Source organism: Bradyrhizobium sp. 2TAF24 (assembly GCF_052115025.1).
Lineage (GTDB): Bacteria > Pseudomonadota > Alphaproteobacteria > Rhizobiales > Xanthobacteraceae > Bradyrhizobium_A.
This window is the reverse complement of sequence record NZ_JBFRFW010000013.1, coordinates 144,062-170,445: the sequence shown is the minus strand read 5'-3', so window position 1 is coordinate 170,445 and position 26,384 is coordinate 144,062. Positions and strand designations below refer to the sequence as shown.

General features: G+C 67.3%; 24 protein-coding genes and 1 pseudogene. 12 read left to right on the top strand and 13 right to left on the bottom strand.

Going from position 1 to position 26,384, the window contains the following annotated elements; genetic code table 11:
- The first annotated feature begins 155 nt into the window (after positions 1–155).
- On the top strand, positions 156–1,328 hold the full coding sequence (locus AB4Z37_RS20745; RefSeq protein WP_441518636.1) for an acyltransferase family protein: 1,173 nt from the start codon (positions 156–158) through the stop codon (positions 1,326–1,328).
- On the opposite strand, the gene AB4Z37_RS20740 is transcribed toward AB4Z37_RS20745, so the two are convergent.
- The gene (locus tag AB4Z37_RS20740; protein WP_441518819.1) at positions 1,325–2,227 is read right to left on the bottom strand and encodes a LysR family transcriptional regulator; all 903 of its coding nucleotides are present in this window, start codon (positions 2,225–2,227) and stop codon (positions 1,325–1,327) included. The genes AB4Z37_RS20745 and AB4Z37_RS20740 overlap by 4 nt on opposite strands.
- Before the next feature lie 97 nt (positions 2,228–2,324).
- Between AB4Z37_RS20740 and AB4Z37_RS20735 the strand changes: the two genes are divergently transcribed.
- Genes AB4Z37_RS20735 through AB4Z37_RS20725 form a run of 3 tightly spaced genes read left to right on the top strand, consistent with a single transcriptional unit; the run spans position 2,325 to position 6,093 of the window.
- A complete protein-coding gene (locus tag AB4Z37_RS20735) occupies positions 2,325–3,299 on the top strand; it encodes an NAD(P)H-dependent flavin oxidoreductase (RefSeq protein WP_441518635.1) in 975 nt (324 codons plus the stop codon).
- Between the two features lie 59 nt (positions 3,300–3,358).
- Entirely contained in the window at positions 3,359–4,552 is a 1,194-nt protein-coding gene (locus tag AB4Z37_RS20730; RefSeq protein ID WP_441518634.1) for an ABC transporter substrate-binding protein, read from the top strand.
- A 20-nt stretch (positions 4,553–4,572) separates the two neighbouring features.
- Positions 4,573–6,093: an acyl-CoA synthetase gene (locus tag AB4Z37_RS20725; RefSeq protein WP_441518633.1), complete on the top strand. Its 1,521-nt coding sequence runs from the start codon at positions 4,573–4,575 to the stop codon at positions 6,091–6,093.
- 238 nt (positions 6,094–6,331) lie between these two features.
- Here AB4Z37_RS20725 and purL read toward each other — a convergent pair whose 3' ends face one another.
- Complete coding sequence (purL, locus tag AB4Z37_RS20720; protein ID WP_441518818.1) at positions 6,332–8,539, bottom strand: phosphoribosylformylglycinamidine synthase subunit PurL; 2,208 nt, start codon at positions 8,537–8,539, stop codon at positions 6,332–6,334.
- Between the two features lie 265 nt (positions 8,540–8,804).
- Here purL and AB4Z37_RS20715 point away from each other — a divergent pair, with 265 nt between their 5' ends.
- Positions 8,805–9,257 carry a PaaI family thioesterase gene (locus AB4Z37_RS20715; RefSeq protein WP_441518632.1) on the top strand — a complete coding sequence of 151 codons (453 nt, stop codon included), beginning with the start codon at positions 8,805–8,807 and terminating at the stop codon, positions 9,255–9,257.
- Positions 9,258–9,301: 44 nt separating this feature from the next.
- Here AB4Z37_RS20715 and purQ read toward each other — a convergent pair whose 3' ends face one another.
- From purQ to purC, 4 genes are read right to left on the bottom strand one after another with little or no spacing between them, the layout of a single operon-like run.
- Positions 9,302–10,003, bottom strand: coding sequence for a phosphoribosylformylglycinamidine synthase subunit PurQ (purQ, locus tag AB4Z37_RS20710; RefSeq protein ID WP_441518631.1), 702 nt, complete (start codon positions 10,001–10,003; stop codon positions 9,302–9,304).
- Complete coding sequence (locus tag AB4Z37_RS20705; RefSeq protein ID WP_441518630.1) at positions 10,000–10,233, bottom strand: hypothetical protein; 234 nt, start codon at positions 10,231–10,233, stop codon at positions 10,000–10,002. Before AB4Z37_RS20705 ends, purQ begins: the two co-directional genes overlap by 4 nt.
- 9 nt (positions 10,234–10,242) lie before the next feature.
- On the bottom strand, positions 10,243–10,485 hold the full coding sequence (gene purS, locus AB4Z37_RS20700; protein ID WP_441518629.1) for a phosphoribosylformylglycinamidine synthase subunit PurS: 243 nt from the start codon (positions 10,483–10,485) through the stop codon (positions 10,243–10,245).
- 20 nt (positions 10,486–10,505) lie between these two features.
- Positions 10,506–11,273, bottom strand: a complete 768-nt coding sequence (gene purC / locus AB4Z37_RS20695; protein WP_211964150.1) for a phosphoribosylaminoimidazolesuccinocarboxamide synthase — start codon at positions 11,271–11,273, stop codon at positions 10,506–10,508.
- Between the two features lie 287 nt (positions 11,274–11,560).
- Here purC and AB4Z37_RS20690 point away from each other — a divergent pair, with 287 nt between their 5' ends.
- Entirely contained in the window at positions 11,561–11,878 is a 318-nt protein-coding gene (locus AB4Z37_RS20690; RefSeq protein ID WP_441518628.1) for a DUF1476 domain-containing protein, read from the top strand.
- Between the two features lie 110 nt (positions 11,879–11,988).
- Here AB4Z37_RS20690 and AB4Z37_RS20685 read toward each other — a convergent pair whose 3' ends face one another.
- From AB4Z37_RS20685 to AB4Z37_RS20675, 3 genes are read right to left on the bottom strand one after another with little or no spacing between them, the layout of a single operon-like run.
- Positions 11,989–12,951, bottom strand: a complete 963-nt coding sequence (locus AB4Z37_RS20685; protein ID WP_441518627.1) for an aliphatic sulfonate ABC transporter substrate-binding protein — start codon at positions 12,949–12,951, stop codon at positions 11,989–11,991.
- Positions 12,952–12,953: 2 nt separating this feature from the next.
- Entirely contained in the window at positions 12,954–14,072 is a 1,119-nt protein-coding gene (locus AB4Z37_RS20680; RefSeq protein WP_211964144.1) for an LLM class flavin-dependent oxidoreductase, read from the bottom strand.
- Between the two features lie 17 nt (positions 14,073–14,089).
- Positions 14,090–15,088: an ABC transporter substrate-binding protein gene (locus AB4Z37_RS20675; protein ID WP_441518626.1), complete on the bottom strand. Its 999-nt coding sequence runs from the start codon at positions 15,086–15,088 to the stop codon at positions 14,090–14,092.
- Between the two features lie 213 nt (positions 15,089–15,301).
- On the opposite strand from AB4Z37_RS20675, the gene AB4Z37_RS20670 reads away from it, so the two are divergent.
- The gene (locus AB4Z37_RS20670) at positions 15,302–16,186 is read left to right on the top strand and encodes an ABC transporter substrate-binding protein (protein WP_441518625.1); all 885 of its coding nucleotides are present in this window, start codon (positions 15,302–15,304) and stop codon (positions 16,184–16,186) included.
- Between the two features lie 189 nt (positions 16,187–16,375).
- Here AB4Z37_RS20670 and AB4Z37_RS20665 read toward each other — a convergent pair whose 3' ends face one another.
- Positions 16,376–17,569 (bottom strand): TrmJ/YjtD family RNA methyltransferase, encoded by a 1,194-nt coding sequence (locus AB4Z37_RS20665; protein ID WP_441518624.1) that lies wholly within the window; start codon positions 17,567–17,569, stop codon positions 16,376–16,378.
- Positions 17,570–17,808: 239 nt separating this feature from the next.
- Between AB4Z37_RS20665 and AB4Z37_RS20660 the strand changes: the two genes are divergently transcribed.
- Together AB4Z37_RS20660 and AB4Z37_RS20655 are read left to right on the top strand one after the other, a co-directional pair.
- Positions 17,809–19,542 (top strand): alpha/beta hydrolase family protein, encoded by a 1,734-nt coding sequence (locus tag AB4Z37_RS20660; protein ID WP_441518623.1) that lies wholly within the window; start codon positions 17,809–17,811, stop codon positions 19,540–19,542.
- 258 nt (positions 19,543–19,800) lie between these two features.
- Positions 19,801–21,018, top strand: a complete 1,218-nt coding sequence (locus AB4Z37_RS20655; RefSeq protein ID WP_441518622.1) for an NADP-dependent isocitrate dehydrogenase — start codon at positions 19,801–19,803, stop codon at positions 21,016–21,018.
- A 64-nt stretch (positions 21,019–21,082) separates the two neighbouring features.
- On the opposite strand, the gene AB4Z37_RS20650 is transcribed toward AB4Z37_RS20655, so the two are convergent.
- Together AB4Z37_RS20650 and AB4Z37_RS20645 are read right to left on the bottom strand one after the other, a co-directional pair.
- Positions 21,083–21,475 carry a VOC family protein gene (locus tag AB4Z37_RS20650; RefSeq protein WP_441518621.1) on the bottom strand — a complete coding sequence of 131 codons (393 nt, stop codon included), beginning with the start codon at positions 21,473–21,475 and terminating at the stop codon, positions 21,083–21,085.
- A gap of 66 nt (positions 21,476–21,541) precedes the next feature.
- Positions 21,542–21,643 (bottom strand): annotated as a pseudogene (locus AB4Z37_RS20645) (Tautomerase enzyme); the annotation flags it as partial.
- A 125-nt stretch (positions 21,644–21,768) separates the two neighbouring features.
- Between AB4Z37_RS20645 and AB4Z37_RS20640 the strand changes: the two are divergent.
- The gene (locus AB4Z37_RS20640; protein ID WP_441518620.1) at positions 21,769–22,356 is read left to right on the top strand and encodes a TetR/AcrR family transcriptional regulator; all 588 of its coding nucleotides are present in this window, start codon (positions 21,769–21,771) and stop codon (positions 22,354–22,356) included.
- An 81-nt stretch (positions 22,357–22,437) separates the two neighbouring features.
- Positions 22,438–23,130, top strand: a complete 693-nt coding sequence (locus AB4Z37_RS20635) for a DUF4336 domain-containing protein (protein ID WP_441518619.1) — start codon at positions 22,438–22,440, stop codon at positions 23,128–23,130.
- A 12-nt stretch (positions 23,131–23,142) separates the two neighbouring features.
- Here AB4Z37_RS20635 and ybaL read toward each other — a convergent pair whose 3' ends face one another.
- Positions 23,143–24,921: a YbaL family putative K(+) efflux transporter gene (gene ybaL, locus AB4Z37_RS20630; protein WP_441518618.1), complete on the bottom strand. Its 1,779-nt coding sequence runs from the start codon at positions 24,919–24,921 to the stop codon at positions 23,143–23,145.
- A gap of 443 nt (positions 24,922–25,364) precedes the next feature.
- On the opposite strand from ybaL, the gene AB4Z37_RS20625 reads away from it, so the two are divergent.
- Complete coding sequence (locus AB4Z37_RS20625; RefSeq protein WP_441518617.1) at positions 25,365–26,354, top strand: formylglycine-generating enzyme family protein; 990 nt, start codon at positions 25,365–25,367, stop codon at positions 26,352–26,354.
- The last annotated feature ends 30 nt before the right edge of the window (positions 26,355–26,384 follow it).

Below are 26,384 nucleotides of genomic sequence, written 5' to 3'. Positions count from 1 at the left end.
CACGATCGGTTCGCCGCGCATCCTGCCGGCGGATGCCGCGTCATCCGCCGGTCATCAGTAATTGTGCCTAGTGCGCATGGGGCTTGTGTTTCGGCTTCCGCGCCCGCATGGAGTCCCCTAAGGTCGAACCGTCAGGCAGGGGGAAGCGGCAAGCCATGTCCGATCGCAATGCGGCGCTCGATCGCGCACGGACCTTCATTACGGTTCTGGTGCTCGCCAACCACACGGTGGTGGCGTACACCGCGTTCGGCCGCTTCTATCCCAACCACTATCTGTGGTCGACGGCGCCGATCGTCGATGCGCAGAAGTGGATCGGCTTCAACGTGCTGACGCTGTTCAACGACGCGTTCTTCATGTCGTTGATGTTCTTCCTGTCGGGGCTGTTCGTGTGGCCGAGCCTGCAGCGCAAGGGCGTCGGGCACTTCCTGCGTGACCGCGCGCTGCGGCTTGGCGTGCCGTTCCTCGCCGCGATCCTGCTGCTGATGCCGATCGCCTACTATGCCTCCTTCAGCCTGACACCCGCCAAACTCAGCTTCGGGGAATTCTGGCTGCAGAACGTGCGGACCGGCATCTGGTTCGATGGGCCGGCCTGGTTCATCTGGTTCCTGCTGCTGCTGGACCTGCTGGCGATTCCGCTGTTTCTGTTTGCGCCCGCGCTGGTGAGCGCGCTCAACCGCCTCTCGGCGGCCTCCGCCGCGCGTCCGTGGCTGTTCATCGGGGGACTGTTCGTCGCCTCGGTCATCGCCTACGTGCCGATGCTGTTCCACTTCGGCGCGGTAAGCTGGTTCAACCTCGGCCCGCTGCAGGTGCAGGCGAGCCGTGTGGTGCTGTACGGCGTGTTCTTCCTCGCCGGCATGGGCGTCGGAGCCGCTGATATCGACAAGGGCCTGCTGGCGCGAACCGGCAACCTCGCCCGGTTCTGGTGGGCCTGGGTGCTGACGGCCGCGGCAGCATTCGGCGCGCTGACGGTGCTGATCAACTTCCGCCGGATGCGGCTGAGCAATCTCGCCGGCGCGCCGCCGTTCTGGTGGCAGAGCAGCTATGGCATCGTCTATGCGCTCGCCTGCGTCACCATCAGCGTCGCCATCCTGGCGCTGTTCCTGCGTTTCGCCCAGGGCGACAAGAACCTGCTCGATCCGCTGCGCGCCGATGCCTACGGCATCTATGTGCTGCACTACATTCCCTGCCTGTGGCTGCAATACACGCTGCTGCCGAGCACGATGCATGTCGCCTTCAAGGTGCTGATCGTGTTCGCCGGCACGCTGCTGTCGAGCTGGGCCGTCACCGCGGCGCTGCGCCGGATTCCCGGCGCCACCCGCATCCTCTAGGACGGCGACACGACACCGCGCAGGCGGTCGCGGTCGAGGCGCGCGCAGGCGGTGACGAAATCGATCACCGCGCGCATCGGCGGCAGTTCCACCAGGTCCGGATGCGCCAGCAGCCAGATGTCGGACAGGCCGGCGAGCTTGTTGGGCGCGACGCGGACGAGATCGTCATGGGCGTCGCCGACGATGCAGGACATCGCACAGATGCCGATCCCGGCCCGCACCGCCGCCAGCATGTCGGCCTGCGACGAGCAGCGCATCGCCACGGTGGCGCGCCGCGCGACATGGTCGCTCCAGCGCCCCAGCTCGGCGTTGGAGGCCTTGTCGGCGAAACCGATGATCTGATGGTCCTGCCATTCCTCCCGGCTTTCCGGCAATGAATGGCGTGCCACATAGGCCCGCGACACGTAGAAGCCGACCCCGAGGCGGGCGATCTTGCGGCCGATCAGGTTCTCGTCACCGGCCTGGAAGATGCGCAGCACGATGTCGGCCTCGCGCCGCCGCACGCTGACCGGGAACGGATGGGTGACCAGCTCGATCTCGACGTCGGGGTGACGGCCGAGGAAGGTCGCCATGTGCGGCATCAGCCAGTAGGCGGCGAGCGTCGGCCCGATCGACAGCCGCACCCGGCCGCGCGCCCGCATCCCGCGCGCCGACACTTCGGCCTCGGCGCGTAGCGCTGCGGCGGCCATGACCTCGGCATGCTCCCGCAGCCGCTCGCCCTGGGGGGTCAGCACCAGCCCGTCGTTGCCACGTGCGAACAGCTTGGTGCCGAGCTGGGTCTCCAGCGCGGCCACCGCCCGGCTCACGGTCGGGTGGCTCGTGCGCAGCCGCCGTGCCGCGCCGAGATAGCTGCCCGCCTCCGCCACCGCCAGGAAGGTGCGGCACTGCTCCCAGTCCATTGCCATTGTACAAATCCGATGCCAACTCTGTTCAAATTCGAACACAGCGGGGGCGTCCGTCAAGGCTAGACTGCGCCGCAACAGACCAGGAGGAACCATGACTCTGCCCGCTTCGCTGCACGGAAAACTCGATCTGCCCGTGGTCGGCTCGCCGCTCTTCATCGTCTCGGGCCCGGAGCTCGTGATCGCGCAGTGCAAGGCCGGCATCGTCGGCTCGTTTCCCGCCCTCAACGCCCGCCCGGTCGAGAAGCTCGACGAATGGCTGAGCCGCATCACCGACGAACTCGGCGAATATCAGGCTGCGAACCCGGACAAGAAGGTCGCGCCCTACGCCGTCAACCAGATCTGCCACGCCTCCAACGACCGCCTGATGAAGGACATGGAGACGTGTGTGAAGCACAAGGCGCCGATCATCATCACCTCGCTGCGCCCGCCGGCGGAGATCGTCGAGGCCGCGCATTCCTATGGCGGCGTCGTCTTTCATGATGTCATCAACGTCAAGCACGCCCGCAAGGCCGCCGAACAGGGCGTCGACGGCCTGATCCTGGTGTGCGCCGGTGCCGGCGGCCATGCCGGCACGCTGTCGCCGTTCGCGCTGGTGCGCGAGGTCAAGCAATGGTTCAAGGGCACGATTCTGGTGTCCGGCGCGATCTCCGACGGCTGGGGCATCGCCTCGGCGCTCGCGCTCGGCGCCGACCTCGCCTACATGGGCACGCGCTTCATCGCCACCGAAGAGGCCAACGCCGACGCCGCCTACAAGCAGGCGCTGATCGACTACGCGGCCCATGACACCGTCTACACCAACCTGTTCACCGGCGTGCACGGCAACTATCTGGGACCGTCGATCGCCGCCGCCGGGCTCGATCCCGCCAACCTGCCGGTCGCCGACAAGTCGAAGATGAATTTCGGCTCCGGCGGCAACATGAAGGCCAAGGCCTGGCGCGACATCTGGGGCTCGGGCCAGGGCATCGGCCAGATCACCGACGCCCCGCCGGTGGCGGAGCTGGTCGGACGGCTGAAGCGCGAGTTCGGCGAGGCGACCGCCGACTTCGCCCAGCGCGCCATCGCCTGACCCGGCCGGCCCGCACAAGCGGGCCGGTTCAATCAAGAAACATCGAGGGAGAACGGACCATGGCAGCCGCTTTGCTGCGAACGATGACGGTCGGCCTGATCGCGGCCTGCGCGGTCGCGACCGCCCACGCGGACAACGCCCCCGCCGAAATCCGGATCGGACAGACCCTGCCCTACAGCGGCCCGCTGTCCGGTTTCGGCGCCATCGGCCGCGTGCAGGAAACCTACTTCAGCAAGATCAATGCCGACGGCGGCATCAACGGCCGCAAGGTCAGGTTCATCAGTCTCGACGACGCCTACTCGCCGCCGAAGACCGTGGAGCACACCCGCCGGCTGGTCGAGCAGGACGACGTGCTGCTGATGTTCGGCGCGCTCGGCACCGCGACCAACAACGCGGTGCACCGCTATCTCAACGGCAAGAAGGTGCCGCAGCTGCTCGTGCTGAGCGGCGCGACGAAGTGGAACGATCCGCAGCGCTATCCCTGGACGATGCCCGGCATGGTCGCCTACGCCTCCGAAGGCGTGGTCTACGCCAAGCATGTGCTGCAGGCGAAGCCGAACGCGAAAATCGCCATCCTCGCCCAGAACGACGATTTCGGCCGCGACTATGTCGGCGGCTTCAAGCGCGCGCTCGGCGACAAGGCGGCGTCGATGATCGTCGCGGAGGCGAGCTACGAGCCGGCCGCCCCCACCATCAGCTCGCAGCTCGCGGCGCTCAAGGCATCCGGCGCCGACGTGCTGTTCGGCGTCACGCTCGGCAAGTTCACCTCGCAGATGATCAAGGGCATCGCCGAGATCAACTGGAAGCCGGACCTGTTCTTCGTACCGACGTCGGCCTCCTCGATCACCTTCCTCGAGCCGGCCGGCCTCGACAACGCGGTCGGGCTGATTTCGTCGAGCTATACCAAGGACGTCGGCGACGCCCAGTGGGCCAACGACGCCGACGTCAGAGAGTACTTCGCATTCATGCGGCAGAACATGCCTTCGGTCGATCCGCGCAACGGCCACTACGCCACCGGCTACATCAACGCGCGCCTGCTGGCGGCCGTGCTGACGGCGTGCGGCGACGATCTCAGCCGTGACAACGTGCTGCGGCAGGCGACCGCCCTGCGCGAGCTGCAATTGCCGTTGCTGCTGCCCGGCATTACCGTGTCGACGGCTCCGGACGACTACCTGCCGTTCCAGACGCTCCGGCTGCGCCGCTTCGACGGCCAGAGCTGGATCGGCTTCGGCAACCTGATCGACGATCGCTAACCCCTCAAGGCGGCCACGACATGATCATCAGCGGCGAACGCGCCATCGACACCCCCACCATCCAGGCCCGCATCGCGCGGGCGGCCACCGGCTTCAACAGCCTCGGCGTCAGCGACGGCCGCCCCGTCGCCATGATGCTGCGCAACGACTTCGCGCTGTTCGAGGCGTCGAGCGCGGCGGCGGCGCTCGGTTCGCCGGTGGTGCCGATCAACTGGCATCTCAAGGCGGACGAAGTCGGCTATATCCTCGCCGACTGCGGCACCGACATCCTGGTCTGCCATGCCGACCTCTTGCCGCAGATCCGCGACGGCCTGCCCAAGCGGCTGCAGCTGCTGGTGGTGACGACACCGCCGGAGATCGCCGCCTGCTACGGCGTGCCGCCGGAGCTGTGCGCCGTGCCGGACGGTTGCGTTGACTGGGACACATGGCGTGACGGCCATGCACCGTGGACCGCAGCGCCGCTGCGCGCCTCGCCGATGTTCTACACCTCCGGCACCACCGGGCGGCCGAAGGGCGTGCGGCGCGCGCCGATGCGGCCCGAGCAGGCCGCCGCCGCCGAGCACATCAGCGGCATCACCTATGGCGTCAAGCCCAACGAAAACCAGATCATCCTGATGAACGGGCCGATGTACCATTCGGCACCGAATTCCTATGGCATGCTCGCGTTCCGCCACGGCTGCACCATCGTGCTGGAGCCGCGGTTCGATCCGGAAGACCTGCTGCAACTGATCGAAAAGCACCGCATCACCCACATGCACATGGTGCCGACCATGTTCGTGCGGCTGCTGCGCCTGCCCGACGAGGTCAAGACGCGCTACGACCTGTCGTCGCTGCGCTTCGTCGTGCACGGCGCCGCGCCCTGCCCGATCGAGGTCAAGCAGGCGATGATCCGGTGGTGGGGCCCGGTGATCAACGAGTACCTGGGCTCGACCGAAACAGGCATTCCGGTGTGGCACAACTCGGCGGAGGCGCTGGCCAAGCCCGGCACGGTCGGCCGCGTCATCGAAGGCGGCGTGGTCAGGATCTATCGTCCCGATGGCACGGAATGCGCGGTCGGCGAGCCCGGCGAGATCTACATGCGCCAGACCGCGATCTCGGACTTTGACTATCACGGCAAGACCGGCGCGCGCGCCGCCGCCGGCCGCGCCGACCTCGTCAGCGTCGGCGACGTCGGCTTCTTCGACGCCGACGGCTATCTGTTCCTGTGCGACCGCAAGTCCGACATGGTGATCTCCGGCGGGGTCAACATCTATCCGGCGGAGATCGAGAACACGCTGATCGGCATGGACGGCGTGCGCGACTGCGCCGTGTTCGGCATTCCCGATGAGGAGTTCGGCGAGCGGCTGTGCGCCTACATCGAGCCGGAGACCGGCGCGGAGCTGACGTCCGCCGCCGTGCAGGACTATCTCAAGCGCCGCCTCGCCAACTTCAAGGTGCCGCGCGAAGTCAACTTCATCCCCGCGCTGCCGCGCGAGGCCAGCGGCAAGATCTTCAAGCGCAAGCTGCGCGCGCCATACTGGGAGGGGCGGACGGGGGCGTGAGCCTCGGGGCGGCATCGCCAAAGCCGATGCGGTCCTGCGATCCCGCATGTCGCTGCACTCATCCGGCTACGCGCTGGACCGAGTGATCATTGTTAAAACTCGTCATGGCCGGGCTTGTCCCGGCCATCCACGTCTTTGCTGCTGAGATGCGCTAAAGACGTGGATGCCCGGCACAAGGCCGGGCATGACGGAGAAAACTGACGCGCTGCGTTCTGACAGCACTCGGACGAAGAAGAATTTACGCCTTGCCCGCCATGTACTCCGGCAGCCAGCGTTCGAAAGAGGCGTTGAGCTGCTTCACCGGCACTTCGCCCTCGCCGGCGATGGCCAGCGTATCACCGCCGGTGGTGCCGATCTGCAGGTACGGCACCTCGACCGCCTTGAGCTTGGTCAGGACGCCGAGCAGCTCGCTCTGCGGCACAGTGACGATGTAGCGCGCCTGGTCTTCGCCGAACCAGAAGGCGTGCGGCACGAGGCCTTCGGGCGCCGCATCGAGGTTGGCGCCGATGCCGCCGGCGATCGCCATCTCGGCGAGCGCGACCAGGAGACCGCCGTCGGCGATGTCGTGCACGGCGGTCGCCGAACCCGCATGGATCATGCCGCGCACCACGTCGCCGTTGCGCTTCTCGATCGCGAGATCGACCGGCGGCGGAGCGCCCTCCTCGCGACCGCAGACGTCGCGCAGATACGCCGACTGGCCGAGCCAGCCTTCGGTGGCGCCGATCAGCAGGATCGCTTCGCCCTTGGCCTTGAACGCCAGCGTCGCCGACTTGGTGAAGTCGTCGAGCACGCCGACGCCGCCGATCGACGGGGTCGGCAGGATGCCGCGGCCGTTGGTCTCGTTGTAGAGCGAGACGTTGCCGGACACGACCGGGAAGTCGAGCGCGGTGCATGCCGCCGAGATGCCGCGCAGGCAATACACGAACTGGCCCATGATCTCGGGCCGCTCGGGATTGCCGAAATTGAGGTTGTCAGTGATCGCCAGCGGCCGGCCGCCGACGGCGGTGATGTTGCGCCAGGCTTCCGCCACCGCCTGCTTGCCGCCCTCGAACGGATCGGCCTCGCAGTAGCGCGGTGTGACATCGACCGTCAGCGCGAGACCCTTGGGGCCGTCGGCGACGCGCACCACCGCGGCATCGCCGCCCGGGCGCTGCAGGGTGTTGCCGATGATGACATGGTCGTACTGCTCCCACACCCAGCGCTTGGAGCAGAGGTCCGGCGTCGCCAGCAGCTTCTCCAGCGCGGCGAGCGGGGCCAGCGGCGCCTTGACGTCGCGCGCATGGATCACCGGCAGCTTCGGGCTCTCGACGAACGGGCGGTCGTACAGCGGCGCCTCGTCGCCGAGCTCCTTGATCGGCAGGTCGGCCATCACGGCGCCGCCATGCTTGATGACGAAGCGCTTGCTCGGGGTGGTGTAGCCGACGATGGCAAAGTCAAGGCCCCACTTTCGGAAGATCGCTTCCGCTTCCTTTTCCTTCTCGGGCTTGAGCACCATGAGCATGCGCTCCTGGCTTTCCGAGAGCATCATCTCGTAGGCGCTCATGCCGGTCTCGCGGGTCGGCACCGCGTCGAGATCGAGGTCGACGCCGAGGTCGCCCTTGGCGCCCATCTCGACCGCCGAACAGGTCAGGCCGGCCGCGCCCATGTCCTGGATCGCGATGACGCAGTCCTTGGCCATGATCTCGAGGCACGCTTCGAGCAGCAGCTTCTCGGCGAAGGGATCGCCGACCTGCACGGTCGGGCGCTTCTCCTCGGAGGCGTCGTCGAACTCGGCCGACGCCATGGTGGCGCCGTGGATGCCGTCACGGCCGGTCTTGGAACCGAGATAGACGATCGGCATGTTCACGCCGGACGCCGCCGCATAGAAGATCTTGTCGGCGTCGGCGAGACCGACCGCCATGGCATTCACGAGGATGTTGCCGTCGTAGCGGGTGTGGAAGCGCGTCTGGCCGCCGACAGTCGGCACGCCGAACGAGTTGCCATAGCCGCCGACGCCGGCGACGACGCCGGACACCAGATGCCGCGTCTTGGGATGCGACGGGTCACCGAACGACAGCGCGTTGAGGCAGGCGATCGGACGCGCGCCCATGGTGAAGACGTCGCGCAGGATGCCGCCAACGCCCGTGGTCGCGCCCTGGTACGGCTCGATGTAGCTGGGGTGGTTGTGGCTCTCCATCTTGAAGACCACCGCCTGGCCGTCGCCGATGTCGATGACGCCGGCATTTTCGCCCGGCCCCTGGATCACCCACGGCGCCTTGGTCGGCAGCCCGCGCAGGTGCTTGCGCGACGACTTGTACGAGCAGTGCTCGTTCCACATCGCCGAGAAGATGCCGAGCTCGGTGAAGGTCGGCTCGCGCCCGATCAACTTGAGGATGCGCTCGTACTCGTCGGGCTTGAGGCCGTGGCTGGCGACGAGTTCCGGGGTGATCTTCGGTTCGTTGGAAATCATGCTCTCGCGCGCGCTTGGAGGGGTGTCGGGCGTCAGTGTGGATTGTCTACAACGATGCTGACAGTCAACATATTTGGCCCCTGTTTACGGGCATCGGAAGGGCCGGAAAAGGCCTTTCTGCCCCCCATTTTCCGCGGGCCGGCCAAATCTGGGGATCGGGCCGGATCGGGCGGTTTGCGCCGAAGGCGCCATCCGGATTATGACCTGCGGCGACAGCCGCGCCGCCCTTTCAGCGACCGGCCCAAGGCCCAGGGAGAGCCCCTTGAACCTCGTTCCGCCGACCCCGCTCCACCGCACCACCGTCACCGCCACCGAGGGCGAGTTCGCCGGCTGGTCGACCTGGAGCCGCGACACCTTCGAATCGCACAACGGCCCGTTCTGGCAGATTGAGGAGAACGGCCGCGTCCGCTGCGCCTTCCGGGTCGAGAAGAAGCATCTCAACGGGCTCGGCCACGTCCATGGCGGCTGCTTCATGACCTTCGCGGACTACTGCCTGTTCGCCTTCGCCCGGCGCGAGCTGCAGGGCCCGGCGGTGACGGTGGCGTTCAATGCCGAATTCCTCGACGCGGCCCAGGAAGGCGCACGCATCGAGGCCACCGGCGAGGTCACCCGCGCCGGCGGCTCGCTGATCTTCCTGCGCGGCATGATGACCAGCGACAACCGCCCGCTGCTGAGCTTCTCGGGCACGATCAAACGCGTCAAAAAGCGCGCCTGAAGCGCGCGAACAGGGCGGGCATCGAGCCCCGCCCCGACACAGCACTACGCCGCGCGGTCGAAATGTGCCGCGAGGCCGGCGAACAGGCCACGGCCGTCAGTGCAGCCCATGATCTCTTCGACGTGATTCTCCGGATGGGGCATCATGCCGAGCACATTGCCCTTGTCCGACACGATGCCGGCGATCGAGGCCGCCGCACCGTTGATGTTGTGGAGGTCGCCGACGTCGCCCGCCGGCGAGCAGTAGCGATAGAGCACCCGCCCCTCGCCTTCGAGCCGCTTGAGCGTCTCCTCGTCGGCGGCGTAGTTGCCCTCGCCATGGGCCACCGGCACGCGGATCACCTGCCCGGCATTGTAGCCGCGGGTGAACGCCGTGTCGGAGCGCTCGACGCGCAGATGGACATCCTTGCAGATGAACTTGAGGCCCGCGTTGCGCATCAGCACGCCCGGCAGCAGGCCGGACTCGCAGAGGATCTGGAAGCCGTTGCAGACGCCGAGCACGAGGCCACCCTTCGCCGCATGGGCGCGCACCGCATCCATCACCGGCGCGCGCGCCGCGATGGCGCCGCAGCGCAGGTAGTCGCCATAGGAGAAGCCGCCGGGCACGACAACGAGGTCGGTGCCATCAGGCAGCTCGGTGTCGGCATGCCACACCATCGCGGGCTCGTGGCCCGCGATCAGCTTGAGCGCCCGCGCCATGTCGCGTTCGCGATTGATGCCGGGGAAAACGAGGACGGCGGATTTCATGACGTGGGCATATCACTCAGTTCGAGGCGGGCTTCGATCCTCTCCAGGCGCGTCTCCTGCCGAGCCAGCGTCTGGTAGACGTTGCCGATATCCTGCTGAACGGCCACAAGGTGTCCCCGCATGGCCTGCAGTTCGTTCTTCATCTCATCGACCTTGTGGTCGACGCGGCCGAGACGCTCCTGCATCTGCTCGAGCGTCTCATAGATCAACTGGTTAGTGATCTCTGCCATGGGAGACCTTCAGCCCACCACCTCGACGCGATAGTTCTCGATCACCGTGTTGGCGAGCAGCTTGTCGGCGGCTTCCTTCAGCGCGGCTTCCGCCTTGGCCTTGTCGGCACCGGCGACCTCGATGTCGAACACCTTGCCCTGGCGCACGCTGGCGATGCCATCGACGCCGAGCGACTTCAGCGCGCCCTCGATGGCCTTGCCCTGCGGGTCCAGAATGCCGTTCTTCAACGTGACGGTGACACGAGCCTTCATCATTTCAATCCCAGTTGTCTTCAGCCCTTGACCAGCACCGGGCCGGTGCCCGCCGGCCGCTCGTTCTCGCCCATGATGCCGAGACGCTTGGCGACCTCGGTATAGGCTTCGAGCAGGCCGCCGAGATCGCGGCGGAAACGGTCCTTGTCGAGCTTCTCGTTCGACTTGATGTCCCACAGACGGCAGGAGTCCGGCGAGATCTCGTCGGCGACGATGATGCGCATCATCTCGTTCTCGAACAGGCGGCCGCACTCCATCTTGAAGTCGACGAGGCGGATGCCGATGCCGAGAAAGAGGCCGGTGAGGAAATCGTTGACGCGGATGGCGAGCGCCATGATGTCGTCGATCTCCTGGGGCGTCGCCCAGCCGAACGCGGTGATGTGCTCTTCCGACACCATCGGGTCGTTGAGCTGGTCGTTCTTGTAATAGAACTCGATGATCGAGCGCGGCAGCTGCGTGCCTTCCTCGATGCCGAGGCGCTGCGACAGCGAGCCGGCGGCGACGTTGCGCACGACGACCTCGAGCGGCACGATCTCGACTTCGCGGATCAGCTGCTCGCGCATGTTGAGGCGGCGGATGAAATGGGTCGGCACCCCGATGTCGTTGAGGTGCTGGAAGACGTATTCGGAGATGCGGTTGTTGAGGACGCCCTTGCCCTCGATCACCTGGTGCTTCTTGGCGTTGAACGCGGTCGCATCGTCCTTGAAGTGCTGAATCAGGGTTCCCGGTTCCGGTCCTTCATACAGGACCTTGGCCTTGCCTTCATAAATGCGACGCCGACGGCTCATTGGGATGTACCGTGTGTTGTTGAAGTCCATGGATGAGATAGGCTCCGTGTGAACAAGACCCGCGGCGGAGCTGCCGCGAGAACCCGGAACTCGGGAAACAGAACGAGAACTGGACTTGTGGGCAAACTACCTGATTGGCCCCTGCGATACAATCGACGGCGTCCATTTTGCGGCAGTTTTACCATCTTCGCTGCGACGGATTGCCGGCTGTCTTGCGAACTCCCATCTCGCTAGGAAGACAGACGAAATCTGGCCGAAACGGGCCTACCGGCAACGGGATTCATATCATGACGACATTCGACGAGCGCAAGGACGGCTTCGAGAACAAGTTCGTCCATGACGCGGAGCTGAAGTTCAAGGCGGAAGCCCGCCGGAACCGGCTTCTGGGGCTGTGGGCAGCCGAAATTCTGGGCAAATCCGGCGACACGGCCGCCGCCTATGCCAAGGAGGTGGTCGACGCGGATTTTGCCGAGGCGGGCGATGCCGATGTGCTGCACAAGGTCGCACGGGACCTCGCCGGCAAGGGCATTGCCGAGCAGCAGGTTCGCGAGAAGATGGCGGAACTTCTGGAGCTCGCGGCCGCGCAGATCCAGGCGGGCACCTGACGGCCGCCCGGGATGGCGGGCGATTCGCGCCATGCCGCCAACCGCGCCGCGGTTCGATTCTCAGGATCGGATGCATCACCCGGAGCATGATGCGCTCCGGGTGATGATGTCTAACGCGCCACGTCGACGACGTGGGCGCGGATGTCGGCGGGCTTCGGCAACAGTTTCTGGCCCACCAGCCACTCGTTCAGGCTGTCGAGTGCGGCGAGTTCGCGCTCCCCGATCACCACGGGCTCACTGATCTCGTAGTTGGCGACCCGGCTCGCCACCGCCGGGCTGAGCTTGAGCTCCTGCACCCAGAGCTTGGCTGCTTCCTCGCGGTTCGCCTGCGCCCACCGCGCCGAGGCCTGCAGCTCGGCCAGCACCTCGCGGATGATCTCCGGATGCGCCTTCGCATAGGGCGTGCGCACGGCATAGATCACCGCATTCTGCGAGTTGATCTCCTTGGCGGTGGCCAGCACCCGCGCGTCCTGCTCGATCAGCGCGATCGGATAGAAGATGCTCCAGGCCGACCAGGCGTCGACATGGCCGTTGTTGAAGGCCGCCGCCGAATCCACCGGCGTCAGGAACGCACGCTTGACGCCGTCCGAGGGCACGCCCGCCTTCTCCAGCGCTTTCGTCAGCTGATAATCGCCGGTGCCGCCGCGGTTGACCGCGATGGTCTTGCCGGCGAGGTCGGCCAGCGAGCGGATCGGCGAGCCGTTCTTGACGATGATGCCGGAGGAATCGCCGAAATCCCACTGGTAGGCGAACAGCGAGATCTGCGCGCTGCCGACCACCGAAGAGATCGCCGCGCTCGACGAGCCCACCGTAATGTCGATGGAGTCGGCGTTGAGCGCCTCGGCGGCGGGCGCATAGGCGTTGAACGGGCCGGCCCACACCAGCTTGACGTTGCGGGCGGCGAGACGCTGTTCCAGCGTGCCGCGCAGGCGGCTCACCGACAGCGGCTCGGGACCGCGCAGGAAGCCGATGCGCAGCGTCACCGGATCGGCGGCCTGCGAGGCCGCGGTCATGGCAGACAGAGCGAGCAGCGTGCCGGCAAGACGCGCCAGCGGTCGGAAACGGAACGTCATCATCATCCTCGGGCAGCGTTGGCGAAGGGTCCAAGATCGAGGCGCGGCTTGCGCACCGCCTCGCGGTCGAACGGCAGCAGCGGCAGCAACAGGTCGGCGACGCGATAGGTCTCCTCCAGCAGCGGCTGGCCCGACACGATGAAGGTGTCGAAGCCGATGTCGCGGTATTCGAGCAGCCGCGCCGCGACCGTCTCGGGATCGCCGACGATCGCGGTGCCCGGACCGTTGCGCACGAGGCCGAAGCCGGCCCACAGGTCGGGATAGATCTCGAGTTCGCGCGCGTCCTTCGGCTTGCGGTCGCCGACGATGGCGCGCATGCGCGCCTGCCCCACGGAATCCGAGGTGCGGTTGCGCGCCTGCGCCACCGCGACGGTGGCGTCGTCCATGCGGTCGAGCAGCCACTGCGCCGCCGCCCACGCCTCCTCCTTCGTTTCGCGGACGATGAGGTTGAGGCGGATGCCGAACTTGACGGTGCGCCCCAACGCCCTGGCGCGCTCGCGCACCGCCTTGATCTTCTCGGCGGCCTGCGGCGGCGGCTCGCCCCAGGTGAGATAAGTGTCCGCGTGGCGCGCGGCGACGCTCAGCGCCGGCTCCGACGAGCCGCCGAAGAACAGCGGCGGATACGGCTTCTGCACCGCCGGCAGCTTGAGCTGCGCACCCTTGAGATTGACGAAGCGGCCATCGAAGTCGACGACCTCGCCGGACATCAGCCGCCGCCACACGCCCCAATATTCGTCGGTGAGGGCGTAGCGCTCGTCATGGTCGAGGGTGATGCCATAGGGCGGCATCTGCTTGTTCTCGCCGGTGACCATGTTGAGGATCAGCCGGCCGCCGGAGAACTGGTCGAAGGTGGCAGCCTTCTGCGCCAGCATCAGCGGCGCGACGATGCCCGGATGCACGGCGATGATGAACTTCATGCGCTTGGTCACCGGGATCAGCGACGAGCCCAGCACCCAGGCGTCGTGCTCGCCGCCGCCGGTGGCGAGCAGCGCGCCGGTGAAGCCGAGATGATCGACCGCCCGCGCCACCTGCGCGAGATAGTCGTAGTCGATGGTGCGGCGGCCCTTCTCGCTCCAGGGATAAGGGCCGTCCTGCGGGATCAGATACCAGTAGATGTCCATGTCAAAGCTCCTTGCGGTCAGGCCGTCGCGCGCGCCGGCGCTTCGCCAGCGACCAGCGCCAGCGCGAGGGGCAGCGGCCGCGGGTCGATCCAGGCGGCGACGTCGAAATCGTGGGTGATGAAGCCGTGGCGCAGCAAAAAGTCCTTCTGGCGCGCGAGGCCGTCGCGGCGCAGCGGCGACAGGTCGAGGCCGAAGTTGCGGTGCGCGAGTTCACCGTATGCGGCGCGCGCCTCCTCGCTGGTGCGGCCGACCTCCTTGCCGATGATGGCGAACACCTCGTCCGGGTGCTGCGCCGCCCAGTCGGCGGCGCGGATCAGCGTCGCGAGATAGCGCGCGACGAGATCGGGCCGCTCCTCGGCGGTGCGGCGATCGACCGTCACCGGACGTGGATTGCCGTTGTTGACCCGCACCAGCGGATCGGCATGCCGGCCGAGATCGACCAGCACGCGAAAGCCACGGTCGCGCGCCGAGCCGAGCCCGGGCGCCCCCTTGGCGTAGACCGCATCGACATTGCCGTCGGCGAGCGCCCGCGCCTCGCGCTCATAGAAGCGGCCATTGGCAACATTGGCGCCGGAGAACGCCGGCTGCTCGCTGGTGATGTCATGCAGCGCGACATCGGCGAGCGTCAGCCCGCCGAGATCGAGCGCGGTGACGATGCCGCGCAACGACATCGCACGGGCGAAGTCGATACGTTCCCCATCCTGACGCGGCACACCGATGGTACGTCCCTTGAGATCGGCGAGCGTGCGGATGGGAGAATCCTCGCGCACCAGGATCGCCTGGAACTCGTCGACCCAGGTCAGCGCCACCACCACCGTGTCGCGCCCCTCGGACTTCGCCCAGATCGCCGGAATGTTGCCGCCCTCGCGGAACAGCCCCGGCAAGGTGTGGCTGAAATGGGCGATCTGCACCCGCGGATCGTCGGAATCGCGGATCGACGACAGCGCGATCCCCGAGCGCGCGAACTCCTCGCCGAGCCAGCCGAGATCAAGTGCAATGCCGGAGGCGGTCGGCACAGGACAACGCGTGTACCAAAGCTCTGTCAAAGAGATGGATTTTCCCGCGCCGCCGTTTTCCACATTCAAAGCCGCTGCCGTCATGAGATCTCCTGATGTCACGCAACGAAAGACTACCAACCCGGTAGACAATTTCGATGCGAAAAAATAGTGTCATGACTATCTTTTTCCGGCGGCGACGCAAGGCCTCCGCCGACAATCAGGAAAGTCTCGATGTCTGAAACGCTTCGCATCGGCGTGCACGCCAACAACCCGACGCTGCTTGTCGCGAGCCGCACCGGCGAACTGGAGAAGAAACTTTCACCGCTTGGCATCAGCGTGGAATGGCATCACATCGCTGCGGGCGCGCGCACGGTGGATCTCGTCGGCGCCAACATCATCCAGGTCGGCGGCACCGGCTCGACGCCGCCGATCTCGGCGCAGGCACGCGGCCTGCCGCTGGTCTATCTCGCGACCTCCGCGGCGCGTCCGGTCGGCGGCATCTATGTCCGCCACGACAGCAAGGCACAGGCGATCGCCGATCTCGCCGGCCGCCGCATCGCGCTCGGCGTCGGTTCATGGCTGCAGGCGCTGCTCGCCACCGCGCTCGACCGCGCCGGCCTGACCTGGAAAGACATCGTGCCGCTCGACCTCACCGAAACCGAGGCGCGCGCCGCGCTGCTCGCCGGCGACATCGACGCGTGGGTGTCCGGCGGTGCGCTGAAGGACGGCGCCGATCAGTTGCGCGTGCTGGCCAACACGCAGGACCTCGTGTCCAATCCGTCGGTGTTCTTCGCCCACCGCGATCTCGCCGAGCGCCGTCCCGATGTGCTGGCGGCGATCGCCGCCGCGCTCGATGCCGTCGATCGCTGGATCGCCGCCCATCCGGCGGAAGCCGCCGCGCATCTCGTCGCCGCAGCGCGCGGACCGCTGACCGCGGAAGAGTGGCAGGCCCACATCATCAAGCGCCCGTGGGGCCTCAAGCCGGTCGACGACGCCTTCATCGCCGAGCAGCAGCGCGCCGCCGACATCTTCCACCGCTTCGGCCTGCTGCCGCGCGCCATCGACGTGCGCGATGCGGTGCCGCCGACGCCGATCGCCATCGAGCGCGCCGCCTGATCGTCACGGCCACGGCGACGTCCGGCGACAGAGGCCGGGCGTCGCTGCCTGCGGTCGCCAGCACCGCGCGTCGGGTCATCAGGGCTCTCTCTTCATCGATGGGGTGAGGAGAACCCTGGTCACACATCTTTATCTTTACAGCGATGCGAACGCGGCGCGCGGTGTCCCGGCCGCGTGATTCAGGATGCGTTAACCCTGCTCGTCCGCAGCGAGACGCACCAGCACCGCCTCGAGATCGGTCTCGATGTCAGCGGCGGCGACATGCATGACGCGGTAGTCGCGTTCGCCGAGCCAGATCTTTCGCGCCTCGCGTTCGGCGGCGATCGCCGGCAGATCATCAGCGTTGACGATCTCAATGACGAGGCGGCGGGGAAACGACACGAAGTCGGGAATGTGACGCCCGACCGGCGTCTGGCGCTTGAAGTGGCCGGCGAAGCGACGGTCGGAGCGTAGCGCGTTCCACAACAGCCGCTCGGCGTCGGTGGGATTGCGGCGCAGCAGCCGCGCCAGCCCGCGCAGCGAGCCGCCGTCGTCGGAGGCCTTGCCGCTCTGCTCGGCGATCAGCGCGCGCAGCCGCGTCGCCTGGCTGCCGTCCAGCACGCCGCCCCTGGCGGGACCCTTGCGGCCTTCGGCGATGGAGAGGATGACGCCGTGCAGGGTGTGGATGTCCTGGGTGGTCGGCTCCATGCGGGTGAAGATGTTGCGCAGGTTCACCAGCATGGTGCCGCGCTTCTCCGGCGGCCGCAGGAACTCGACCTTGTCGAGCTCGGCGACGAGATTGTCGAAGAAGGCGCCGAGCTGCTCCTTGCCGGCGCGCGGGCTGTGCTCGGGCATGCCGCGCTGCACGGCGCCGCCCGACTGCTTGAACCATTCGTAGCCGACCAGCAGCACCGCCTGGGCGAGGTTGAGCGAGGCGAACGCCGGGTTGACCGGAAAGGTGATGATGCGGTCGGCGAGCGCGACCTCCTCGGCCAGCAGGCCATAACGCTCGCGGCCGAACATGATGCCGGCGCCGCCGCCGGCGGCGACATGGCCAATGACCTCCCGCGCCGCCGCCTCCGGCCCGACCACGGGCTTGGCCTGGTCATGGGCGCGGGCGGTGGTGGCGAACACCAGGTTGAGGTCGGCGATCGCCGCCTCGACGGTGTCGTAGAGCTCGACATGATCGATGATGTGATCGGCGCCCGCCGCGGCCCGCGTCGCCGGCACGCTCGGCCAGCCGTCGCGCGGCTTGACGAGGCGCAGCCGGCTGAGGCCGAAATTGCCCATGGCACGGGCCGCCATGCCGATGTTCTCACCGAGCTGCGGCTCGACCAGAATGACGACGGGACCGGTGCGGTCGGCGGCCTGGGGGGCGCTTTGGGGGGTGTCGGCTGCCGACATTCCGGCTCACATCCTGCGGTTCTGAGGAATGGGGTGTTTCAGGCCGTCTCGATTGCGCTTTTTGTTGGATTTCTCAAGCCCATCCCTGCCACTTGGGGACATCTGTTGAATCTCCGGCAGAACTTCAACGGGCGGTTGAGAACGCCATTGCCTGCGCGAATCTTTCGGTTAGGCTCGGAACCAATCGAAAAACGAAAACCGCAGGCCGGTGCCGGCCTGCTCTGGGGACGGGGGCGAACATGGGCCACAAAATGGGCCGCAGATGGACCTGGCTGATTGCCGGCGTGGCGTTGATCGTCATCGGCGGGCTGATCGCCCACCTGACCCAGACCGCGGGCGGCATCCGCATCGAGGATGTCCGCTTCAAGGGCGCCAAGGGCAACACCATGAGCGCCCTCGTCTACATCCCGCCGGGCGCCAGCGCGCAGACACCCGCCCCGGGCATCCTCGCCGTGCACGGCTACATCAACTCCCGCGAGACCCAGGACGGCTTCGCCATCGAGTTCGCCCGCCGCGGCTATGTGGTGGTGGCGCTCGACCAGACCGGCCACGGCTACAGCGACCCGCCCGCCTTCGCCAATGGCTTCGGCGGCCCCGACGGCCTCGCCTACCTGCGCAGCCTGCCGTTCGTCGACAAGGCCAATATCGGCCTCGAAGGCCACTCGATGGGCGGCTGGACCGTGCTCGCCGCCGCGGCGGCGATGCCGGAGGACTACAAGGCGATGGTGCTGGAGGGCTCGTCCACCGGCGCGCCGTTCGCCCAGGAAGGCACGCCGCAGTGGCCGCGCAATGTCGCGCTGGTGTTCGCGCAGTACGAGGAATTCTCCACCCTGATGTGGGGCGTCGACCGCGCCAAGGACGTGACGCAGAGCCCCAAGCTGCAGGCGTTCTTCGGCAGCGATGCGCCGGTCGAGCCCGGCAAGGTCTATGGCGACATCGCCAAGGGCTCGGCGCGGGTGCTCTACACCCCGGCGATGACCCACCCGGCCGAGCACATCTCGCACGAGGCGATCGGCCATAGCCTCGACTGGTTCGCAAGGACGTTGCAGGGCGGCACACCGCGCCCGGCGAGCGACCAGATCTGGCTGCGCAAGGAGATCGGCACGCTGATCGCGCTGCTCGGCTTTGTCGCGCTGCTGCTCGGCGCGTTCGACGCCCTCATCGCCATGCCCGGCTTCGCGCCCCTTGCCGCACCGGCCGGCGCGGTGCCAGCCGACGAGCCGCCGCCGTCGAACGGGCGCTGGTGGACCGCGTTCTGGCTGTCGGCGCTGATCCCGGTGCTGACCTACTATCCCGCGCTCGCGCTCGGCGGCACGGTGGTCAAGCCATCGCCGCTGTGGCCCCAGGGCGTCACCAACCAGATCGTCGTCTGGGCGCTGGTCAACGCCGTGATCACGCTCGCCCTGATGCGCTTCGCCCCCCGGCGGCCGCACCGCACAGGGCTGCTGGTTCCGACCATCCTGATCGCGCTCGGCACCGTCGCGATCGGCTATCTCGCACTCGTGATCGCCGACCTCGCCTTCAAGATCGACTTCCGCTTCTGGGTGGTGGGGCTGAAACTGATGAGCGGCAAGCAATGGCTGATGTTCCTGATCTACCTGCCGCCGTTCCTGGTGTTCTTCATGGTCGCGCTGCATGTCCTGCACCGCAATTTCAGCCGGCCGGGGATCGGCTGCGTGCGGCATGCGGCAACGCTGGCGTTCGCGCTGTCGAGCGGCTTCATCATTCTTGTCGTCCTGCAATACGGCACGCTGTGGCTGACCGGAAAGCTGTTCAACCCGTTGCCGGACCCCGGCTTCGTGCCGCTGGCGACCATCGTCGCCATCCAGTTCGTTCCGCTGCTGGCGGCCGTCGGCGTGGTCGCCGCCCACACCTTTCGGCGGACGGGGTCCAGCCTGCCCGGCGCCCTGATCTGCGCGCTGGTGGTGACCTGGTATGTGGTGGCGGGAACGGCGACCCAGGCGGTGTTCTGAGCTGCAGAAACGAGCCGCAGCTGCCTATCCTGCGCGCTTCCGCCCGCGGGGTTGGGGTGCTATAGGCGCGCCGTAGACTCTAGAGCGTGATGACCGGGGTCTGGATCGGCTCCGCTCCGCCCCGTGGCGGGCGACCGCCCGGCCGCTGATGTCTTCGGGGCGCGCCCGCCGCGCCGCGGGATGGCGGCCTGCGATCCGGGCGGACCCCACCCGCTCTAGTCCCGCCCAATGCCCTACCAAAAGAAGGCCCGATCTCCCATGGCGAAAATCAAGGTGACCAACCCCGTCGTCGAACTCGATGGCGACGAGATGACCCGGATCATCTGGCAGTCCATCAAGGACAAGCTCATCCTGCCGTTCCTGGATGTGAACCTGATGTATTTCGACCTGGGCATGGAGCACCGCGACGCCACCAACGACCAGGTGACGATCGACGCGGCCAACGCCATCAAGAAGGTCGGCGTCGGCGTCAAGTGCGCCACCATCACCCCGGACGAAGCGCGGGTGAAGGAGTTCAATCTCAAGGAGATGTGGAAGTCGCCGAACGGCACCATCCGCAACATCCTCGGCGGCGTGATCTTCCGCGAGCCGATCATCTGCAAGAACGTGCCGCGCCTGGTGCCGGGCTGGACCAAGCCGATCATCATCGGCCGCCACGCCTATGGCGACCAGTACCGCGCCACCGACATCAAGTTCCCGGGCAAGGGCACGCTGACGATGAAGTTCGTCGGCGAGGACGGCACTGTGATCGAGCGCGAGGTGTTCAAGTCGCCGGGCGCCGGCGTCGCCATGGGCATGTACAACCTCGACGAGTCCATCAAGGACTTCGCCCGGGCGTCGTTCAACTACGGCCTCGCCCGCAACTACCCGGTCTACCTCTCGACCAAGAACACCATCCTCAAGGTCTATGACGGCCGCTTCAAGGACATCTTCCAGGAGATCTTCGACGCCGAGTTCAAGGCGCAGTTCGACGCCAAGGGCCTGACCTACGAGCACCGCCTGATCGACGACATGGTGGCCTCGGCGCTGAAGTGGTCCGGCGGCTATGTCTGGGCCTGCAAGAACTACGACGGCGACGTGCAGTCCGACACCGTGGCGCAGGGCTACGGCTCGCTCGGCCTGATGACCTCGGTGCTGATGACGCCAGATGGCCAGACCGTGGAAGCGGAAGCCGCCCACGGCACCGTGACCCGCCACTACCGCGAGCACCAGAAGGGCAAGGAGACCTCGACCAACTCCATCGCCTCGATCTTCGCCTGGACGCGCGGCCTGTCCCATCGCGCCAAGCTCGACAACAACGATGCGCTCGCGACCTTCGCCAAGACCCTGGAAAAGGTCTGCGTCGACACCGTCGAGGCCGGCTACATGACCAAGGACCTCGCGCTGCTGGTCGGCGCCGAGCAGCGCTGGCTGTCGACCACCGGCTTCCTCGACAAGGTCGCCGACAACCTGACCACCGCGCTGGCGAAGGCGTAAGCCTTCTCGTTGTCCGGAACATCAAGCCCCGGCGCGGCCATCGCGCCGGGGCTTTGTCTTGCGATCATCCCGGGCAGTTGAGCATCCACTGCACGCCGAAGCGATCGGTCAGCTTGCCGTAGAAGCCCCATGGCTGCGTGCCGAGCGGCGTCGTGACCGTGCCGCCCTCCGCGAGACGCGCGAACAGCCGCGCCATGTCGTCGCGGTCGTCCAGGGTCAGAAAATGCGCCGAGCCCCGCATCGGTTCGGCGTCGTGGTTGTCGGAGGCGTAGAACAGCACGCCCGGCCCTTCGAACCGCGCATGCACGACCTTGCCGCGCATGGCGTCGTCATGCACCGGCAGGCCGCCCTCGCCATGACGCACCAGCTCGGTGACGCGACCGAGCCCGCAGGCCGTATAGAAGGCCAGCGCCGGCTCGCAGGCAGTGGTGAAGAACAGGTAGTTGGCGAGCTGCATCACGGTCTCCGCGGGTCGCTTCGGAGGTTACGACGCCGCGGTGCGCTGGACCGCGCCGATCAGGTGCAGGCCGACAACCGTCAGCAGCGCATCGGTCAGGACGGCAAAGACCGCAGCCTCGGCATCCGCGGACAGCAGCCCCTCGGGTACGGTCAGCGTGATCGGCATGAATATCCTCCATAATTGTATCTGCTCGCGGCCGGGTTATATAGATAACGACCACTCTCTATTAATAGACACCGATCACTCTCCAATCAAGCAAAAGGGAGTGATTGCTCCTTATTGTTGAGGCCATGCGTTACAGCAGCGAGCACAAGCAGAAAACCCGGGCCAGCATCCTGACCGCCGCCGGGCAGCTGTTCCGAAAGGAAGGCTATGGCGGCTCCGGCATCGACGGCCTGACCAGGGCGGCCGGCGTCACCAACGGCGCGTTCTACGGCCACTTCCGCTCCAAGAGCGAAGCGTTCCGCGCCGCGGTGGCGAGCGGGCTCGAAGACCTGCGGCTCGCGGTCGGCCAGCTGAAAGCAGACGGTGGACCTAGCTGGCTGAAAAACTTCGTCGACATTTATCTGGGCGCCAAGCGCACCTGCGACCTCGGCGAGAGCTGCGCGCTGCCGAGCCTGTCGCCGGACGTGATCCGCGCCGATGTCGACACCCGCGCCACGTATGAGGCCGAGCTGAAGCGCCTGATCGCCGAAGTGGCTGACGGCCTCGCCGGCGCCGAGACGCAGCGCAGCGATGACGCCATCGCCCTCCTCGCCCTGCTCACCGGCGGCGTCACCCTCGCCCGCGCCGTGCCCGACAAGGCGTTCGGCGAACGGATCGCTGCCATCGTGAAACAGCGCGCGCTGGAGATGACGACGCACCCCGATACCGCATAGCCGGCCGTCGCCGATAAAGCGGTTGCACTGGAGCCCACGGTCCATCAGCCTTCGGCACGGCGCGCACGTTGGGGACCGACGATGTTGAAGCAGTTCGGCCGCGACATCTGGATCGCGGATGGCGCGGAGGTCGCGGTCGCCGGCTTTCATTATCCGACACGGATGGCGGTGATCCGCCTCGACAGCGGCGCGCTGTTCGTGTGGTCGCCGGTCCGCCTGGCGGATGACGTGCAGGCAGAGGTCGATGCCCTCGGCGACATCAGGCACATCGTCGCGCCCAATTCGCTCCATCACCTGTTTCTCGCCGAATGGAACGCGGCCTATCCCAACGCGCGGCTCTACGCTCCGCCCGGCCTTCGCAACAAGCGCGGCGATCTCGCGTTCGATGCCGATCTCGGCGACACGCCGCCTCCCGACTGGGCCAACGAGATCGATCAGGCGATGATGGAGGGCAACGTCATCACCACCGAGGTGGTGTTCTTCCACCGCGCAAGCGGCACGGTGCTGGTCACCGACCTGCTGCAGCAGATTCCCGCCGGGCTGCTCTCCGGCTGGCGGAAGGTTGTCGCGCGGCTCGACCTCATGGCAGGACCTGAGCCAGCGGTGCCGCGCAAGTTTCGCCTGGCGTTCACGAACCGCCGGCGCGCCCGCGTGGCGCTGGCGCGCATTCTCGCCTGGCCCGCCGACAAGGTGCTGATGGCGCACGGCACGCCGGTGGAGCACGACGCCCGCGCGTTCCTGCGCCGCGCGTTCGGGTGGCTCGGGACCGCCTGACCGCCGCTGCGGCTACGCCGCCGATGCACCAGCGGCCGAAGCCCCGACGGCCGATGTCGCCGGTGATGCCGCGGGCGGTGTGTCCGGCGCATCCGCTGTTGCCGCCGACCCCGGCACGCGCGCCGCATTCGCGACCTCAGTGATCATCGCCTTGGCGATCTCCAGCTCGCCCATGATCACCGAGTTGGCGCCGTGATGGGTGAGATGGGCGATCTCCTCCTCCGAATGGGCGCGCGCAATGATCCGCAGCTGCGGCGCGAGCGCCCGCGCCTTGGCGACGATCTGGCCGCCCTCGAAGGCGTTGGGGATCGCGACCAGCAGGGCGCGCGACGCCGCGACATTGGCCGCCTCCAGCATGCCGCTCGCGGCCGCATTGCCGGTGATGACCTCGATGCCCTCGCTGCGCAGCCGCTCGACCGCGCCGGGCGCATCCTCGATCACCAGCATCGGCGTCCCCGCGCTGCGCAGCGCCGTGCCGACCGCACGGCCGACGCGACCGTGCCCGACCAGCACGACATGATCGCTGAGGGCGCTGACCGGCAGCGGATCGCGCGGCGCTTCGGGCTTGGCGACGGCCGGCTGCGGCGCCGGCGTCTTCGCCGCCTCGCGCGCCAGCACGCGGTCGAGCACCGCGAAGCACACCGGATTGAGCAGGATCGAGACGATCGAACCCGCCAGCACGAGATCGCGGCCTTCCGCCGGCAGCAGCGCGAGGCTGACGCCGAGGCCGGCGAGGATGAACGAGAACTCGCCGATCTGGGCAAGGCTTGCCGAAATCGTCAGCGCGGTTGACGTCGGGTGGCCGAACAGACGCACGATGACGAACGCCGCCGCCGACTTGCCGATGATAATGATCAGCACGGTGGCGATGAGCTGGAGCGGATCGCGCACCGCGATCGCCGGATCGACCAGCATGCCGACCGAGACGAAGAACAGCACCGCGAAGGCATCGCGCAGCGGCAGCGTCTCCTGCGCCGCGCGATGGCTCAGTTCGGACTCGCTTAAGATCATGCCGGCGAAGAACGCGCCGAGCGCGAACGACACGTCGAACAGCACGGCAGCGCCGAACGCCACGCCCAGCGAGATCGCGAACACCGCCAGACGAAACAGCTCACGCGAGCCGGTGTGCGCCACATAGTGCAGCATCCACGGAATGACGCGGCGGCCGACCACCAGCATGAACACCACGAAGGCGGCGACCTTGCCGAGCGTCACCGCGAGCGGCCACGCCAGCGCCGACAGGCTGGCTGCGGCGGCCTCGCCCTTGAGGATGCCGGCCAGCGCCGGCAGCAGCACCAGCGTCAGCACCATCGCGATGTCCTCGACGATCAGCCAGCCGACGGCGATGCGGCCGCGCTCGGTATCGACGAGGCGGCGCTCCTGCAGCGCGCGCAGCAGCACCACCGTGCTCGCCACCGACAGCGCGAGGCCGAACACGAGGCCGGCGCCGATCGACCAGCCCAGCGCGTACGACAGGCCCATGCCGAGCAAGGTGGCGACGGCGATCTGGGCAATGGCGCCGGGGATGGCAATGGCGCGGACCGACAGCAGGTCTTTTAAGGAAAAATGCAGGCCAACGCCGAACATCAGGAGAATGATGCCGATCTCGGCAAGCTCGTTGGCGAGGTTCTGGTCGGCGACATAGCCGGGGGTGAACGGCCCCATGATCACGCCGGCCAGCAGGTAGCCGACCAGCGGAGAAATCCGGAAGCGCTGCGCAAGCGTGCCGAGCGCGAAAGCGAGCACGAGACCGACGACAATCGTCGACATCAACGGGGTGTCATGATGCATCCATGGCCCTTGAACATTTTCGAAATGTGGGATCGGCCCCCCGCGCGCGCAGAGCGCGACGGAAGCACGAAAGTCGTTATCGCGGCATTTGGCCCGTGCGACAATTGCGCCATGTGCCGCGCTTGAAAATCAGCATCGCTGACAGGTTCGGCCGGTGAACGCGCGCCGCACTGGCCGGCCAGATTCCGTCACGGGATGACCTGAAAACGCACACAGTTCGCCGCGTGGTCGCGCCGTCCGCAACGCGTGCGGACGCGCCTCTTCATCACGCCGACGCGAACGTGGATCGGCCTGCCGCACCTCCCCTCGCACGCTGCCTGTCGCGATCGGTGTCACTGCGACAGTCCGTCGCGACCTGCCGCGAGGCGCAGCCCGATCGAACCCGCCGCCAGGCCGTCGCGACACAAGGAGCGCGCGAAGCCCACGGCAGCAGAGGTCGGCACATGATCGGACAACGGATCGCAACCATGGGCGCCCTCGCGCTCCTGGCCGTCGTGGCCAGCGCGCCCACCGTTGCGGCCAGGGCGAAGCCCCATCGCACGCCCGCGCATTCGTCCACGGAGACTGCAGCGAAACCGCCCGCCGCGCCGCCGCGCCAGATCCAGCCCTGGGGTACGACACCGTTGTCGGCAGAGGTCGAGGCGACGCTGAGGCCGAAGGACAGCTTCAAGGAATGTCCGGAGTGCCCGGAGATGGTGGTCGTGCCCAAAGGCAGCTTCATGATGGGCACGCCGGCGAACGAAGTCGACCGCAACAAGGGCGAGGATCCCGTTCACCGCGTCACGCTCACAAGATCCTTCGCGGTCGGGCGCTTCGCGATCTCGTTCGACGAATGGGACGCATGCCTCGCAGACGGCGGCTGCAACGGCCGGCGCGGCGACGATCACGGTTTTGGCCGCGGCCGCATGCCCGCGCACGGCCTCAGCTACACCGACGCACAGGCCTATCTCGCGTGGCTGTCGAAGAAGACCGGGCGGACCTATCGCCTGCCCAGCGAATCCGAACGCGAGTATGTCACCCGTGCCGGCACCACGACGCCGTTCTGGTTCGGCAAGACGGTCGGTCCGCAGGACGCCAACTACGACGCCTCGATCCCCTATGCAGGCGGCCCGCGCGGCGAACGCAGCAAGGGACCCAGGCCCGTGGATTCCTACGCGCCCAATCCGTTCGGGCTCTATCAGGTCCACGGCAACGTCTACGAGTGGACGCAGGACTGCTATAACAAGCGCTATACCGAGGATACGCCCGCCGACGGCGCGCCGTGGCTGGAGGGCGACTGCTCCCGGCGCATGGTGCGCGGCGGCGAATGGGGCTGGTCAGCCAACATCATGCGCTCGGGCGCCCGCAATGACTCGCGCGCCGATTCCGGCGCCGGCCCCTACGGCTTCCGCGTGGTGCGCGATCTCAACGCGCTGCAGCGAGGCAAGCCGTGACGCCGGGCACCACCGCGATCAGTGGCGCGG

Coding starts and splice junctions, on each gene's coding strand:
- AB4Z37_RS20745 (WP_441518636.1), top strand. CDS start 156: ATGTCCGATCGCAATGCGGCGCTCGATCGCGCACGGACCTTCATTACG.
- AB4Z37_RS20740 (WP_441518819.1), bottom strand. CDS start 2,227: ATGGACTGGGAGCAGTGCCGCACCTTCCTGGCGGTGGCGGAGGCGGGC.
- AB4Z37_RS20735 (WP_441518635.1), top strand. CDS start 2,325: ATGACTCTGCCCGCTTCGCTGCACGGAAAACTCGATCTGCCCGTGGTC.
- AB4Z37_RS20730 (WP_441518634.1), top strand. CDS start 3,359: ATGGCAGCCGCTTTGCTGCGAACGATGACGGTCGGCCTGATCGCGGCC.
- AB4Z37_RS20725 (WP_441518633.1), top strand. CDS start 4,573: ATGATCATCAGCGGCGAACGCGCCATCGACACCCCCACCATCCAGGCC.
- purQ (WP_441518631.1), bottom strand. CDS start 10,003: ATGAAATCCGCCGTCCTCGTTTTCCCCGGCATCAATCGCGAACGCGAC.
- AB4Z37_RS20705 (WP_441518630.1), bottom strand. CDS start 10,233: ATGGCAGAGATCACTAACCAGTTGATCTATGAGACGCTCGAGCAGATG.
- purS (WP_441518629.1), bottom strand. CDS start 10,485: ATGAAGGCTCGTGTCACCGTCACGTTGAAGAACGGCATTCTGGACCCG.
- purC (WP_211964150.1), bottom strand. CDS start 11,273: ATGAGCCGTCGGCGTCGCATTTATGAAGGCAAGGCCAAGGTCCTGTAT.
- AB4Z37_RS20690 (WP_441518628.1), top strand. CDS start 11,561: ATGACGACATTCGACGAGCGCAAGGACGGCTTCGAGAACAAGTTCGTC.
- AB4Z37_RS20685 (WP_441518627.1), bottom strand. CDS start 12,951: ATGACGTTCCGTTTCCGACCGCTGGCGCGTCTTGCCGGCACGCTGCTC.
- AB4Z37_RS20680 (WP_211964144.1), bottom strand. CDS start 14,072: ATGGACATCTACTGGTATCTGATCCCGCAGGACGGCCCTTATCCCTGG.
- AB4Z37_RS20670 (WP_441518625.1), top strand. CDS start 15,302: ATGTCTGAAACGCTTCGCATCGGCGTGCACGCCAACAACCCGACGCTG.
- AB4Z37_RS20665 (WP_441518624.1), bottom strand. CDS start 17,569: ATGTCGGCAGCCGACACCCCCCAAAGCGCCCCCCAGGCCGCCGACCGC.
- AB4Z37_RS20660 (WP_441518623.1), top strand. CDS start 17,809: ATGGGCCACAAAATGGGCCGCAGATGGACCTGGCTGATTGCCGGCGTG.
- AB4Z37_RS20655 (WP_441518622.1), top strand. CDS start 19,801: ATGGCGAAAATCAAGGTGACCAACCCCGTCGTCGAACTCGATGGCGAC.
- AB4Z37_RS20650 (WP_441518621.1), bottom strand. CDS start 21,475: ATGCAGCTCGCCAACTACCTGTTCTTCACCACTGCCTGCGAGCCGGCG.
- AB4Z37_RS20640 (WP_441518620.1), top strand. CDS start 21,769: ATGCGTTACAGCAGCGAGCACAAGCAGAAAACCCGGGCCAGCATCCTG.
- AB4Z37_RS20635 (WP_441518619.1), top strand. CDS start 22,438: ATGTTGAAGCAGTTCGGCCGCGACATCTGGATCGCGGATGGCGCGGAG.
- ybaL (WP_441518618.1), bottom strand. CDS start 24,921: ATGCATCATGACACCCCGTTGATGTCGACGATTGTCGTCGGTCTCGTG.
- AB4Z37_RS20625 (WP_441518617.1), top strand. CDS start 25,365: ATGATCGGACAACGGATCGCAACCATGGGCGCCCTCGCGCTCCTGGCC.